The 14018-nt window shown below is 42.8% G+C and carries 12 protein-coding genes and 1 other annotated feature; all 12 genes read left to right on the plus strand.

Annotation, left to right across the window (positions count from 1 at the left end; all coding sequences use genetic code 11):
* Positions 1–136 precede the first annotated feature (136 nt).
* The 12 genes from AB4Z45_RS00140 to AB4Z45_RS00195 all read left to right on the plus strand — a co-directional run bounded on the left by AB4Z45_RS00140 (position 137) and on the right by AB4Z45_RS00195 (position 13960).
* Positions 137–1105, plus strand: a complete 969-nt coding sequence (locus tag AB4Z45_RS00140; RefSeq protein ID WP_441907377.1) for an iron-hydroxamate ABC transporter substrate-binding protein — start codon at positions 137–139, stop codon at positions 1103–1105.
* Between the two features lie 18 nt (positions 1106–1123).
* Complete coding sequence (locus AB4Z45_RS00145) at positions 1124–2131, plus strand: FecCD family ABC transporter permease (protein ID WP_441907378.1); 1008 nt, start codon at positions 1124–1126, stop codon at positions 2129–2131.
* A complete protein-coding gene (locus tag AB4Z45_RS00150) occupies positions 2128–3135 on the plus strand; it encodes a FecCD family ABC transporter permease (RefSeq protein ID WP_441907379.1) in 1008 nt (335 codons plus the stop codon). The genes AB4Z45_RS00145 and AB4Z45_RS00150 overlap by 4 nt, the downstream gene beginning before the upstream one ends.
* Positions 3136–3313: 178 nt before the next feature.
* Positions 3314–3575: a binding site (T-box leader), on the plus strand.
* Positions 3576–3717: 142 nt separating this feature from the next.
* Positions 3718–4803 carry an aspartate-semialdehyde dehydrogenase gene (gene asd / locus AB4Z45_RS00155; protein WP_441907380.1) on the plus strand — a complete coding sequence of 362 codons (1086 nt, stop codon included), beginning with the start codon at positions 3718–3720 and terminating at the stop codon, positions 4801–4803.
* 252 nt (positions 4804–5055) lie between these two features.
* Positions 5056–5622: a 5' nucleotidase, NT5C type gene (locus AB4Z45_RS00160; RefSeq protein ID WP_441907381.1), complete on the plus strand. Its 567-nt coding sequence runs from the start codon at positions 5056–5058 to the stop codon at positions 5620–5622.
* 5 nt (positions 5623–5627) lie between these two features.
* Positions 5628–7394: a LamG-like jellyroll fold domain-containing protein gene (locus AB4Z45_RS00165; protein ID WP_441907382.1), complete on the plus strand. Its 1767-nt coding sequence runs from the start codon at positions 5628–5630 to the stop codon at positions 7392–7394.
* A gap of 7 nt (positions 7395–7401) precedes the next feature.
* Complete coding sequence (locus AB4Z45_RS00170; RefSeq protein WP_441907383.1) at positions 7402–8196, plus strand: DeoR/GlpR family DNA-binding transcription regulator; 795 nt, start codon at positions 7402–7404, stop codon at positions 8194–8196.
* Between the two features lie 267 nt (positions 8197–8463).
* The gene (locus AB4Z45_RS00175) at positions 8464–9189 is read left to right on the plus strand and encodes a glycerophosphodiester phosphodiesterase (RefSeq protein ID WP_441907384.1); all 726 of its coding nucleotides are present in this window, start codon (positions 8464–8466) and stop codon (positions 9187–9189) included.
* Positions 9190–9221: 32 nt separating this feature from the next.
* Entirely contained in the window at positions 9222–10181 is a 960-nt protein-coding gene (locus tag AB4Z45_RS00180) for an ABC transporter permease (RefSeq protein WP_441907385.1), read from the plus strand.
* Positions 10182–10272: 91 nt separating this feature from the next.
* Positions 10273–11994: an extracellular solute-binding protein gene (locus AB4Z45_RS00185; protein ID WP_441907386.1), complete on the plus strand. Its 1722-nt coding sequence runs from the start codon at positions 10273–10275 to the stop codon at positions 11992–11994.
* A 130-nt stretch (positions 11995–12124) separates the two neighbouring features.
* Positions 12125–13036, plus strand: coding sequence for a carbohydrate ABC transporter permease (locus AB4Z45_RS00190; RefSeq protein ID WP_372238946.1), 912 nt, complete (start codon positions 12125–12127; stop codon positions 13034–13036).
* Positions 13037–13060: 24 nt separating this feature from the next.
* Complete coding sequence (locus AB4Z45_RS00195; RefSeq protein ID WP_441907387.1) at positions 13061–13960, plus strand: phosphoesterase; 900 nt, start codon at positions 13061–13063, stop codon at positions 13958–13960.
* Positions 13961–14018 lie beyond the last annotated feature (58 nt).

The raw sequence follows: 14018 nt of genomic DNA on the forward strand, positions 1-14018 counted from the left end.
AGTCCAAGTTAATTTCCCAACAAAAAGGCATGGATCAGAGCATAATGCATCCCTATAATAACGTTATGGTAATGAAAATGATAATTATTTTCAATGCCTAAACATGATAGCAATAGAAAAGGGAGAGAGTCATCTTATGAAAAAGCTTTTTGTTCCGTTCGTTCTATCTTTAGTTCTTATTCTGAGCGCTTGCGGCGGCAATCAAAACAATAATGCAAGCAGCGCACCTGAAGTATCATCCACGGATGCACCGAAAAATGAGGCGTCACCATCAACAACCTCAGATTCGGGCACCTTTACTTATCAATCAGAAAATGGCCCTGTGGAAGTTCCGACCAATCCACAGCGCGTCATTGTAATTACAAGGTTCTTAACAGGTAACGTTATGGCGTTAGGTGTGCCGCTTGTCGGCGTGGATGAAATGTCCAAGGATAACCCAAACTTTAAAGAAAAGCTAGCGAATACAGAAGCAGTTACAGATGAAAGTCTTGAGAAAATCATCGAGCTGAATCCTGATCTTATTATTGGACTATCTGATATAAAAAACATTGACAAGCTTAAGCAAATCGCTCCTACAGTTACTTATACTTACGGCAAAGTAGATTTCTTAACGCAACAGATTGAAATTGGCAAGCTTTTGAATAAAGAGCAGGAAGCTAAAAGCTGGGTCGATGATTTTAACGCGCGTACGAAAAAAGTTGGCGAAGAAATCAAAGCAAAAATCGGTGCGGATGCGACGGTTTCGGTTATCGAGACATTCAATAAGCAGCTTTATGTATATGGTGACAATTTCGGCCGCGGAACTGAAATCCTCTATCAACAATTCGGGCTAGGCATGCCTGAGAAGGTTAAAGAAGCGACGAAAGCAGAAGGATTTTTCGCAGTTTCAACTGAAGTTCTGAAGGACTACAGTGGGGATTATGTCATTTTCAGCAAAAACGCAGATGAGGACAATACGTTCCAAGACACAGAGACGTACAAAAATATTGCTGCTGTCAAAAACCAACACGTTTTTGAAGCTGATGCCAAAGCGTTCTACTTTAATGACCCGCTTAGCATGGAATATCAGTTAGAATTTTTCATTCAAAATTTTCTAGGAAAATAAAGTAAAGAAGAGAGTCCAATGAAAAGTAAACGACAATCTGTTTTAATTTCATATAAGCTCATAGGCTGCTTACTCATGCTTGTTCTGAGCTTCTTTCTATCCATGAAATTCGGAGCAGCGGATACGACATTTCGAGAGCTGTGGCTGGCTATCACCACCAACGTGAAGGACGATAATATTCTCGTCCTTCGCGAGATCCGGCTGCCTCGTGCGATAGCAGCGATATTGATCGGTGCTGCATTTGCCGTATCTGGCGCTATTATGCAAGGGGTCACACGCAACCCACTTGCAGATCCAGGCTTGCTAGGTCTCACTTCCGGCGCTAACATGGCGCTCGCATTGGCTTTTGTATTCATACCGGGGCTGAACTATTTCGGCATCATGCTTGCTTGTTTCCTCGGAGCTGCTCTTGGAGCAGCGCTGGTCATGGCTCTTGGCGCGACACGGCGAGGAAAATTGTCTCCGATGCGAATTATACTTGCTGGAGCAGCCGTTTCAGCTTTTTTGTACGCGATCTCAGATGGCGTCAGCATCTTTTTCAAAATTTCCAAGGATGTAACGATGTGGACTGCTGGAGGATTGATCGGAACAACTTGGTGGCAGCTTCAAGCCATTGCGCCGGTCATTCTTATTGGCATTGCGGCAGCTTTGATTCTCTCGAACCAAGTAGGCATACTGAGTCTGAGTGATGAGGTAGCGATGGGGCTTGGACAAAAGCTGATGATGATCAAAGTGATTTTGTTCGTTCTAGTTATTGTACTTACTGGCGCTTCGGTTGCGCTTGTTGGCAATATGGCCTTTGTAGGTTTGATGATTCCGCATATCGTCCGAAGGTTCGTAGGTACCGATTATCGGCATGTCATGACCTTCTCCGCTTTTGCAGGAGCAATCTTCATGCTGCTTGCTGATATGCTGAGCCGGACGATTAACGCACCTTATGAGACGCCTGTTGCAGCTATAGTTGCTATGCTGGGTTTGCCTTTCTTCTTATTCGTCGTGCGTAGAGGAGGGAAAGCATTCTCATGACATTGTCAGCTCTCATTCGCAAACAACGCTTGATCCTGTTAGCCAGTTTAGTACTGATTGTTGTTACGGCAATCATCAGCATGGGTGTAGGGTACTCTAAGCTGTCGTTTGACAGACTGCTTCCTGTGCTGCTTGGCCATGGCACCTTCAAAGAGGATTTTGTCTTGTTTTCCGTACGTTTGCCGCGGATTTTGATCACCTTGCTGTCGGGTATGGCACTTGCACTGGCTGGTTCAATATTGCAAAGCGTCACTCGCAACGATCTCGCAGATCCTGGAATAATCGGCATCAATTCTGGTGCAGGCGTGGCGATCGCGATATTTTTTCTCTACTTTCCGATCGATGTAGGAACATTCGTTTATATTTTGCCGTTAGTCGCTTTCGTTGGCGCATTGCTCACAGCGGCTCTAATCTATTTTTTCTCGTACAGCCGAACACGCGGGCTTGACCCCATTCGACTGGTACTCGTCGGTGTCGGTTTCTCGATGGCGCTGTCGGGGATTATGATCGTCATTATTTCCTCAGCAGAACGCTCGAAGGTTGATTTTATCGCAAAATGGATTGCAGGTAATATATGGGGGGCGGATTGGCCGTTCATCTGGGCTTTGCTTCCATGGCTGTGCTTACTCATTCCGTTCACCTTGTATAAGTCGCATCGGCTGAATCTTCTTTCATTGAACGAAGAAACAGCGGTTGGTGTCGGTCTAAAGCTTGAACGGGAACGTCTCGTGTTGATTCTAACCGCGGTTGCCGCATCTGCGTCAGCTGTATCTGTGACGGGAGGAATTGCCTTTGTTGGATTGATGGCACCGCATATTGCGAAAGCATTGGTTGGTCCACGCAATCAGCTGTTCATTCCTGTTGCTGTTTTGCTCGGCGGATTACTGCTGTTAGTGGCGGACACGATTGGCCGCAATATCGTCGATCCTGACGGTATACCTGCCGGTATCATGGTTTCATTGATCGGCGGCCCGTATTTTGTTTATTTACTGCTCAAAAAATAACAGTGTTCTAGCTTCATGAAAAGTTAATTTGTAGAGAGCATTGCACCATTTTGGGAAAAAACAGCATCTCGAGGACTTGTGTTAAACGGAGCACAGTTACTCAAATGTGTAATTTTTTCTACTTTTCAAAAATTATTGTTTACGTTAGAACAGATTTTTGATAATATAATCGCAACATTCAAATGCGATGAAGAGATGAGTAAATAAATGAATTCTTTCACAGAGAGCTCCGTTAGCTGAAAAGGAGTAAGAGTTCCTTATTGAACAAAGACTTAGAGCAGCACATCGGAACCGAGTTATGGGGGATGGTGTGACAGGAGCTCCTGTTACAGAGCTAGAGTATAAGCATGCGCTTGCATAGCCGTACTTGAAGAGGTTGATATGGCGACATATTGACGAATCTGGGGTGGTACCACGAGCATATTAATCTCGTCCCTAAGACTTACCATAGTCTTGGGGGTGGGATTTTTTTTATTGGTGCAAAGATTGCTCAGCGTACATTGTATATAAGGTATAACAAATTAAAATATTCGAATCGTAATTACAGAATGATTAAGCGATATAGAAAGGATTGAATATCGAATGACACAAAAATTAAAAGTAGGTATTGTTGGAGGAACAGGCATGGTGGGCCAGCGCTTTGTTGACCTGCTGGATCAGCATCCTTGGTTTGAGGTTACAGCTATTGCAGCTAGCGCCAGCTCGGCAGGTAAAACTTACGAGCAGTCGGTACAAGGCAGATGGAAGCTCACCAGCCCTATCCCTGAAGCTGTAAAAAATATTGTCGTTCTGGATGCTTCGAAAGTAGAGGAAGTTGCTAATCAGGTCGATTTTGTTTTTTGTGCAGTCGATATGAAAAAAGATGAAATCAAAGCGTTGGAAGAAGCTTATGCAAAAACAGGCACGCCTGTTGTATCCAACAATTCAGCTCACCGCTGGACGCCTGATATTCCTATGGTCATTCCAGAGATTAATCCTGGTCATTTGGAAGTCATTGCAGCACAAAGAAAGCGCCTTGGAACAGAAACTGGATTTATTGCTGTTAAGCCCAACTGTTCCATCCAGAGCTATGTACCTGCACTTCATGCATTGCTTGATTTCAAACCACAAGTTGTCATTGCATCGACGTATCAGGCGATATCTGGAGCAGGCAAAAACTTTACCGATTGGCCTGAAATGTTAGACAACGTCATCCCTTATATTGGCGGCGAGGAAGAAAAGAGCGAGCAGGAGCCGCTGCGCATTTGGGGCAGCATCGAAAATAATGAAATCGTAAAAGCGAACGCACCTTTAATTTCTACACAGTGTATCCGCGTTCCCGTTTTGGATGGACATTTGGCAACTGTGTTTGTATCATTTGAAAACAAACCTTCGAAAGAAGAAATTCTCGAGCGTTGGCAGCAATTCAAAGGTCGTCCGCAGGAGCTTGGCTTGCCAAGCGCACCGAAACAGTTTATTACGTATTTCGAGGAAGAGAACAGACCGCAAACGAGACTAGATCGTGACATTGAACAGGGCATGGGCGTTTCAGCGGGAAGATTGCGTGAAGACTCTGTATACGATTATAAATTTGTCGGACTATCTCATAATACAATACGTGGAGCTGCGGGCGGTGCTGTGCTGATTGCCGAGCTTCTTAAAGCAGAAGGCTATATTCAAGCAAAATAGAACAATGCATAAGCAGTATAAAATGATTAACAGGTTCATTATGATTAAAGACCATCCTTCGGGATGGTTTTTTTTATATAACGAGTTGTGTTTTTATTAGCTGCTTTCAACCCATTTAGATTTACAGTAAGTTAATATGTATTTGAGATGCTGAAAACAATTCGTGCCTATAATTGTGGTATGTAGACTGTTTGTTACCGATTCGTTTTGTTTTGTTGAACAATTAAATGCTTTGAACAAGGAGAGATTGGATTGAAACGCATAGCGATTGATATGGATGAGGTAATGGCGGATACTGCGGGTGCGCATTTGGAATGGTACAACAGGGATTTTAACGATAACCTGCTGATTACGGATTTGCATGGAACAACCTTGTCGCAATTGAGGCCTCAGCTAAAAAAAGAAATAGACCGTTGTTTTGACAATGAAGTTTTTTTTCGTGAACTAAAGGTTATTGAACATAGCCAAGAAGTCATACGCGAGCTCAGTGAATTTTATGAGATTTATATTACGACTGCAGCGATGGAGGTTCCGGCATCATTTAAAGCCAAGTACGAGTGGTTGCTCGAGCACTTTAGTTTTCTAAACAATATGAATTTTGTGTTTTGCGGAAATAAGAGTGTCATTCACGCTGATTATTTGATTGATGACAATGTAAAGCAGCTTGAACGCTTTCGAGGTCAAGGCATTCTTTACGATGCCCCGCACAATATTCATAAGACCGGGTATGTTCGGGTGCATAACTGGGCTGAAGTAAGGGACTATTTCATGGACAAGGAACGACAAACAGACGATCTTAATGTAGAGAAGGATGGTTGAGCACTATGGAGCAAGGACGTGTCATGCACATTCCGCAGCGGCAGCAGCCTGTCAATGTGTTGACTTATTGGATATTTGATTCCGTGAACACATTGTCTGGTTCGATTGAGGAAAGGAATTTGATCCTAAACGATGTAAGTGGCAGCGGGAATCATATTAGGATGGTTACGACGCAGGATGTTTTGGAGCAGCCTGATAAGGTTCTACTTGGATGGATGGAAGGAAGCCGTAACGAAGCGGGATTAACTTTTCGAAACGATCAATGCAATAAAGGAAGCGGTAGTTATTTTCAAACGGTGGAGAATGCTCCCATTAATCATGACCGATTAGAACATGGGTACACGATTGAAGCAATCGTTCAATTGCCTGAGCCATTTCATGAGGATAAACATAGCTGGATGGGGGTGCTTACGAGACAGGGCAGGGGCGTTGACATCGGCAACTCGGGAGAAAATGAACTGCTTGCGACATTGTCTGTTTCGAACTGCAAGGAATACCAATGGATATGTCATCCAACGAATCGAGTATCCTCGGTAACGAGCTGGTCGCGTTATTTGAATACAGGACAATGGCATCATATCGCAATTGTGAACGATAGGGAACAAACGCTAATGTATGTGAACGGAATTTGTGATTACAGCAGTCCTGCCAAATCAATTGTCGGCGTTTCTGGAGTTGAAGGCAAAGGATGGAATATTGGAGCTTCGGAGTGGGGCAATCAATTGGATCAATTATTTTCCGGAACCATTCGAGAAATCCGTATTGCTAATGAGCCTCTGGACAGAGCAGATTGGTTGCAAAACATTAGTCCTCAGCAAGTTCTTCAAGGCACGAATGAGCATGTTTCACTTTTGCAGCAGGAAACCAATTACAATTTCGCTTTTATTCCAGATGCTCAGAAGCTGGTCTACTTAAATCCGGAAATGTTTGAAGCACAGGTTGATTGGATTGTGAATAATGAGTTGAACAGTAAAATTGCAATGACTGCCTATGTAGGTGATATTGTTGATCATAGTGACGCCTTAGAGGAGTGGGAACGCTCTTCCAGTGCAATCTCTGCTATGGATCAGTCACGTACTCCGTATTTGATGACAGCTGGAAATCATGACTATAATGAGGAAGATACTTATTTGAATTATTTTGGCCCAGAACGTTTTCTCAGCAAAGATTATTATAAGGGCAGTTCACCATCAAGATATAGTTCATTTGGCATTGTACAGGCTGGAAGCTATCATTATTTATGGTTAATGGTAGATATGCAGCATCTTATAAAGGACTTGGCATGGTGTAAAATAGTGCTTGATAAACATAGCGATATGCCAACTATTCTTGTTTCGCATGATATTTTGTATACAACGGGTGATAGTCACAATCTAATTTCACATGAATCGGAAAACGGGAAAATCATATGGGATGAGCTGGTTGCTCCCTATAACCAAGTGTTCATGACGGCTAATGGGCATTATAACGGCAATTTTCACCAAACAAGGCAGAACAATTCAGGTCACGAGGTTATACAGCTGCTAATCAATTATCAAGACAGCTACCGCGGCGGCAATGGTTGGATGAGATTGGCTCAATTTAACGAGGACGACAATCATATTTGTTTTCAAACCTATTCTCCTTGGGTGGAAATGTTAGGGCAAAGCGAAGCTTTGACCTATCCGGATTATCGCTATTTAACAGGAAAATATGATTCGTTTACCTTTTCATTTGATTTTAAAAAACGGTTTTCCTTTGTGAATAATAACATAAGGCTAGAAATGGAGTGATCTTTGAATGTCTCTTTTATCAGAAGATCGAAAGCAGTATATTCTCGTTCAGCTTGATACCTTCGGGAAGGTGCAGGTCATTTCGTTAGCAGAACAGCTTCAGGTTTCTCTTGAAACGATTAGACGTGATCTGTTTGTGCTGGAGGAGGAAGGAAAGCTTAAACGTGTATATGGCGGAGCTGTAAAGGTGCAATATGAGAAAGGCGAGCCACCCTATCAGCAGCGTCAAATTCTCAATCTTGAAGCTAAACAGGTGATTGGGCAGCGAGCGGTAGATCTGATCAATGACGGGAACACAATTTATATGGATACCGGTACAACGATTCATGAAATGGCACGAGCTCTGCGAGGCAAAAAAAGGATAACGGTTATTACCAACTCCTTAACGGTAGCGAATCTTCTAACGGAATCATTAACGCAAGGATTGTTTAACGGACGAGTCATTATTTTGGGAGGCGAAATCTCGCCAGAGCAGCAGTCAGTCAGCGGTCATATATCACAGGAAATACTTAAAAACTTTTACGTGGATAGAGCTTTTGTTTCCGTAGGCGGTATTTCAATCGAGACAGGGATTAGCGATTACGATATGAATGATTCCGTCATTTCAAGGATGATTATATTGAAAGCGAAGGAAGTGATCGTGTTAGCCGATCACAGCAAGATTAGTATACAAGCATTTTGCCATATTGCACCTTTAGAATCGATTGATGTTGTCGTATGCGAGAAGGACCATCCTGAAGCATGGGCACAAGAGCTCGAAATAAAAGGAATTACTTGGATTAATGCAAGTCAAATCAATTAAACGAGAAGAATCGGACGCTGCTCCGGTTCTTCTTTTTTATTTTGCGAAAATGATTAGCTTAAAATAATAGGTACGGCTGGATTTTCGGCTTGAAATTGAACAATCATACAACAAACAACAACATCGGGCTTAATGATACCTTATTATTACGAAAATACCACGATAACAATCTTTAACTACACTATAAATATCACAACAACAGTAATAAGTGCTTCATTAATTACTCATTAGAGAAATTTTGAAATTAGAAGAATAGGAGAATGGTTTATGACTTGTCAAACTTTTCCGCTCATTTGCGCCCATACAGGGAGCGGTGCTGCACCGGATAACACAAGGGCTTCCTTTCTGGAGAGCATAGCTATGCGTGCAGACGTGGCAGAAGTTGATCTTAGGGTGACAGAGGACGGTAAGGTGGTATTGCTTCATGACCATAGCCCGCTGCTTGCCGAATTGACGTTTGAGCAATTGAACCGGCCGGAAAACCGCGTAAAGCTCAGCCCTGTTTACGAAAGCCACACCATTACGACACTCGATGAAGTTCTAGGCTTGGCAAGAGAATACGGTATAAAGCTCAATTTGGATATCAAAACAAATGCGGTAATTGAACCAGCGATTAAGAGTATAAGGAATTTTGAAATGGAGGAGCTTGTATTCATTACAGGGTGCTCGGACGAAATTACGAACCGCCACCGGGGAATTAAGGTTCTTTATAACACGCCGGATGTACTTACTGAACAAGAGGAACTCGACTATATCGGATGGGTACGAATCGTTTGCGAATGGGCAAATGTAGGCGGATATTACGGCTTAAACCTGAATTACCGAACGTGCCGCAGCGAATTGGTGGAATATGCACATAGGCTGGGTTTGGCAGTGTGGGTCTATACCGTTGATGATAGGGAATCTCTTATCGAGATGATTCATTTAGGTGTCGACGAAATAACGACAAACGAGGTTAATCTGCTGAAACAATTAAAGCTGGAAACAGGTTAATTCAAAAATGATAACGAAGGGAGAAGCCCTCATTGCAAACCAAAGTGGCTTTAGTACCAGCTGGAAATCGAAAAAAACAGCGTCTTGTTTATTTGTTGAAAAAAATATGGTTATACCGCTATTTGTATTTCATGCTTCTTCCTTGTCTAGCTTCCTTCATTATTTTTTCCTATATCCCAATGGGTGGGTTGCTTCTAGCGTTTAAGGAATTCAAATTTAATCAAACCATACTTGAGAGTCCGTGGGTCGGCTTCGAATATTTCGCAAAGTTTTTCAACGATGTTCAAAGTATGACGCTGATCAAAAACACACTCATCATCAGCTCAATGAAGCTATTTCTCGGTTTGCCGTTCCCGATTTTACTTGCGCTAATGTTCAATGAAATTAAAAACCGTGCCTTTAAAAACATCGCCCAGAGTATCTCGTATTTACCGCATTTTATGTCATGGGTCATCGTTATTGGTTTAGTACAAAGAACATTGGCGCCGGATACTGGTTTGCTTAATGAAGCGATCACCTATTTTGGGGGAGACGGCAGCACATTCTTTATGAATGAAGCCAAATATTTTTATCAAATCATGTTCGGCAGCCACATATGGAAAACAATCGGCTGGGATTCCATCATCTATTTGGCAGCCATCGCTGGAATTAATCAAGACATGTATGAAGCGGCCAAAATTGACGGGGCAAGCAAATGGGCGGAAATATGGCATATAACCCTCCCGTCGATTCGTCCGACCATTCTCATCGTGTTTATTCTATCGCTTGGAAGCATTTTGTCTGCGGGATTCGACCAGCTATATTTGCTCAAAATGCCAGGAAACAGTGATTTGGTAGATATTCTGGATACGTATGTGATCCGCGTGGGCTTGCAGCAAGGCCAATACGGATATGCAACGGCAGTCGGTATGATGCAAGGTGTTATCGCTTTAGTTCTTGTAGTCACTGCCAATCGTTTTGCACGAAAAGTGTCCGGCACTTCGGTTTGGTAACTTGTTCGATAGAAGCATTTTTCCTTGAAGAGAGACGCTTAACCGCGTTTTTCCATATAAATTAAAAAGAGAAGGTAGGAATGGAGATATCATGTTTAAGAACAAAAATTGGGCAAGACTGTTGACGGTTCCGATTATAGCTTCCTTGTTCATTACTGGCTGCGCGGCCAAAGAAACAAATTCAACAAATTCAGGGAACAAGCAGGAAGGCGTCAAAGATAACAAAGATAAACCTGCGACTTGGATTGCCGACCGCAAAATTAAAGGCTTAATCTTTATGGGGGCAGACGATTTTACGGAAGAGATGAACCCGGAAATATTAAAACAAATTAAAGAGAAAACGGGAATTGATTATCAAATTAATATTATGCCGGCCAATCGTTCGCTCGACGGCTTGATTGCTGGACTTGCTTCGGGTGACTTGCCTGACTTTATCGGATTTTATTTGAATCATAGCGGTCGACCAGAAATGCCGGTTGTACTAAAAGCAGCTCGTGAAGGCATGTTCACGGATTTGACTCCGTTTATGAAGGATACCAAAGTATACAGCAAGTATCTAGAAGATGGCTATCTGCCGCTTGATACAAAAAACGGCGTCATGTTCCGTCCAGAGTTTAACGGCTCAGCTTATTTCATGCACATGAATATTTCGAGAGAAACCGGCTATGAAACGCGGAAAATGTTAGGCGGACCATTTATTCGCAAGGATATTGCCGAAGCGCTTAATATCGATCCAAAAACGATTACAACTTCCGAGAAGTTGTATGAGGTGGCACAAAAAATTAAAGCTGGAAATTTCAAAGACAACAATGGAAAAGACATCGCTAGCGTTATTGGCCCAAGATACTGGGGTGGAACAGAAGTTAAAGCGTTGTATAGTGACTTGACTGTAAATGTGAACCAAACCTTTGTACGGAATAAGGAAGGTAAAATTGTACACGAGAGTCAAACGGAGTACCCGCTCAAGCGTGTAGCGTTTGTTCAAAAGCTGTTGAAAGAAAAGTTGATGAATCCTGAGTTTTATACGATGGAAGAAAATCGTGCAACAGAAGGCATTTTGAACGGCTCCTTCGCGATCATTGCTGATATGCATAATTACCTTGAATTTAATAAGGACATGCATTACTTGCCGATTGGTCCGCTAAATGAAGCGGATAAGCCTTACCAGATGAAGCTTAGCTATAAAACGGCTGGCGGTGCTTGGGCGATTCCATCTTCAACCAAAAATCCCGAAGATATCGTCAAATTCGCCGACTTCTTGGCGAGCCGCGAAGGCAAGCTGCTCTGGCAATACGGAATTGAAGGAAGAGACTACACACTTGATGATAAGGGCAACCCGATTGTGAAAAATGAAGTATTGGAATTGAAAGATAAAGATTCTAAAGCCGCGAAAGCGCTTGGGTTTGCGGGCGTAGGCAACTATTGGGGCGAAATTCTTGGCAATACAGACGTTGATCGTATAGCGGATTTTGGTGAAACAGAATACGGTAATGCTGCCAAACCTAATATCAATGAGGGACCGCTCAAGATTGCTGAGTATTGGGAGTGGGATAAAAAAAGAGCGAATGCAATAATCTCAGATACGTATGCTCCAACGGCTTTCCTTGGCGAGTTTGCGAAGGAAACGGAATTAAAAGCTGCACTTGATAATTATGACGAAAGCCTCAAACGTGCTTATTATGCTAAAAGCCAGGATCAAGTAACGAAAATATTGGAGTCAGCATCTGAACAATTAAAAGCTGCAGGCTTGGATGATTACTTAGCATTGCTTGAGAAAAAAGATAGCGATCCAAATACAAAAGTAGAACTATAACATTCATTAAAGCTGCTGGTGGTCTGTTTCATTCGTACATGAAATGTACTGCGATGAGACGGACCACTAACGCTAAGGACATGCTTCCGAGGCTGTTTTGCTTCGCAAATGTTGAAGGAGTGCAAATAACGTGGATAAACCATTTTATAAGATTTCTACAGGAGAAAAATTAATTCAGATTGCCATCTATGTATTGATCATTCTTTTATGTTTATCTATCATTCTTCCGTTTCTGAACATCTTTGCTTTGTCCTTTAATTCAGGTAAAGATGCGGAAAGAGGAGGCATCTATTTGTGGCCGAGATTATGGTCTATTGAAAACTATAAGGAAGTTTTCTCATCCTCCAATATTGTAAGTGCATTCGGCATTTCGATGTTCCGAACGATTGTCGGGACATTAGCGAGCGTCTTTTTGACGGCGATGGCAGCTTATGCATTAAAGAGAAAAGCGATGCCAGGCGTTCGATTTTTTACCATGCTTATTTTTTTCACCATGTTGTTTAGCGGCGGCATCATTCCATACTATTTGCTGCTCAAAGACTTGCATTTGACGAATACAATCTGGGTTTATATCATTCCGGGATTGTATAGTGCATGGAATTTAATAATTATGCGGACTTTCTTCCAAGAGATCAGTCCGAGCCTCGAAGAATCTGCAAGAATTGATGGATATAATGATTTTTCAATTTTCATGAAGGTGATCATGCCGCTCAGCAGGCCGGTTGTGGCTGTCATCGCGTTATTTAACGCAGTGGGGCATTGGAATGATTGGTTTACAGGTGCCTTCTATGTTCGAGAGAGCAATCTGCGGCCTTTATCGACATTGCTGCAGGAAATGCTGACCCGGGCAGATGCGCTTCGAAATACGCTCGAGCAAGCGGCTGGATCGACGCAATATGAAATGCTGGACAAAATTCAGGTGACAGGAAACTCGCTGAAAATGGCGACAATTATTATCGTCATCACGCCGATTATTATGATTTATCCATTTATTCAGAAGTATTTTGCCAAAGGCGTTATGATCGGTTCGGTCAAAGAATAAGGCAGGAACGGAGGAACATAGTGAATGACACAAATAATCATTTCAAATCCTTATGATAAACAAGAGGGCATGTGGCTGAAAGGGAGCTTCCATAACCATACAACAAATAGTGCTTGCGGCTCTCAAACGCTTGAGACAGTTTACCGGATGTATGGGCAATACGATTTCCTCGGCATTTCCGACCATGATTTCATTACCGTTCATGAAGGGAAACGTTCAATCACGACCGTATTCGAAGCGATGGAGGTTAGCAGTCCGCAAAGGCATATGCTTCTCATTAACCCTCCGCGCTCGATGATGGACAACTATTCAAACGAGTTTTCGGTAGAAAGGTATCAGCAGTTTTCTGACCTTTGCACGAAGCAAGGGGGAATGAGCGTACTCTTACATCCGAATCGTTATTATTCGCAGTATTGGCCGATTGAAGATATGCTCGCGATGCCTTGCTACACCGGAATCGAGATCGTAAATGGCGAAGGAAATCCAGCGTTCGACATTGCGTTCGACAAATGGGATGCGCTGCTCTCAGCTGGGCGAAAAGTATGGGGGTTTGGCGGAGACGATTTTCATGTATATGGGCAAGAGAAACGAACTTGGAATATGGTGCTTGCAGAGCAAAACACCAATGAGAGTATTACTTCAGCGATGAAATCCGGAAGCTTCTATGTTTCCACAGGCTATGGGTTTGAGTCGATTCAAGCAGCGGATGGGACGATTGAGTTTAAGCTGCTTGCGAGTGAAGGATTGGACCGGATGTACAAATACGCAACCTTGTTTGGCAAAGACGGAAATGTGCTATACGAGACTTCCGGTCGTTTCAATAGCGTTAGTTACAAGTGTCGTGGTGATGAAGGTTACGTAAGGGCGGCAGTTTATTTGGAAGGCGGTTTCGGCGCATTCTCTCAACCCTTGTTTGTTAAATAGGGTGTACTCTCATACATGATAACAGTAGTCTGACGATAACAGCAGGGTAGTACATGAA

Origin of the sequence: Paenibacillus sp. MCAF9, from assembly GCF_052114265.1 — a bacterium.
In the GTDB taxonomy this organism is placed as follows: Bacteria; Bacillota; Bacilli; order Paenibacillales; family Paenibacillaceae; genus Pristimantibacillus.

Excerpts from the sequence above, each read along its gene's own strand:
- AB4Z45_RS00185 (WP_441907386.1), top strand. The coding sequence starts at position 10,273 with ATGTTTAAGAACAAAAATTGGGCAAGACTGTTGACGGTTCCGATTATA.
- AB4Z45_RS00165 (WP_441907382.1), top strand. The coding sequence starts at position 5,628 with ATGGAGCAAGGACGTGTCATGCACATTCCGCAGCGGCAGCAGCCTGTC.
- AB4Z45_RS00170 (WP_441907383.1), top strand. The coding sequence starts at position 7,402 with ATGTCTCTTTTATCAGAAGATCGAAAGCAGTATATTCTCGTTCAGCTT.
- AB4Z45_RS00195 (WP_441907387.1), top strand. The coding sequence starts at position 13,061 with ATGACACAAATAATCATTTCAAATCCTTATGATAAACAAGAGGGCATG.
- AB4Z45_RS00175 (WP_441907384.1), top strand. The coding sequence starts at position 8,464 with ATGACTTGTCAAACTTTTCCGCTCATTTGCGCCCATACAGGGAGCGGT.
- AB4Z45_RS00150 (WP_441907379.1), top strand. The coding sequence starts at position 2,128 with ATGACATTGTCAGCTCTCATTCGCAAACAACGCTTGATCCTGTTAGCC.
- AB4Z45_RS00140 (WP_441907377.1), top strand. The coding sequence starts at position 137 with ATGAAAAAGCTTTTTGTTCCGTTCGTTCTATCTTTAGTTCTTATTCTG.
- AB4Z45_RS00145 (WP_441907378.1), top strand. The coding sequence starts at position 1,124 with ATGAAAAGTAAACGACAATCTGTTTTAATTTCATATAAGCTCATAGGC.
- asd (WP_441907380.1), top strand. The coding sequence starts at position 3,718 with ATGACACAAAAATTAAAAGTAGGTATTGTTGGAGGAACAGGCATGGTG.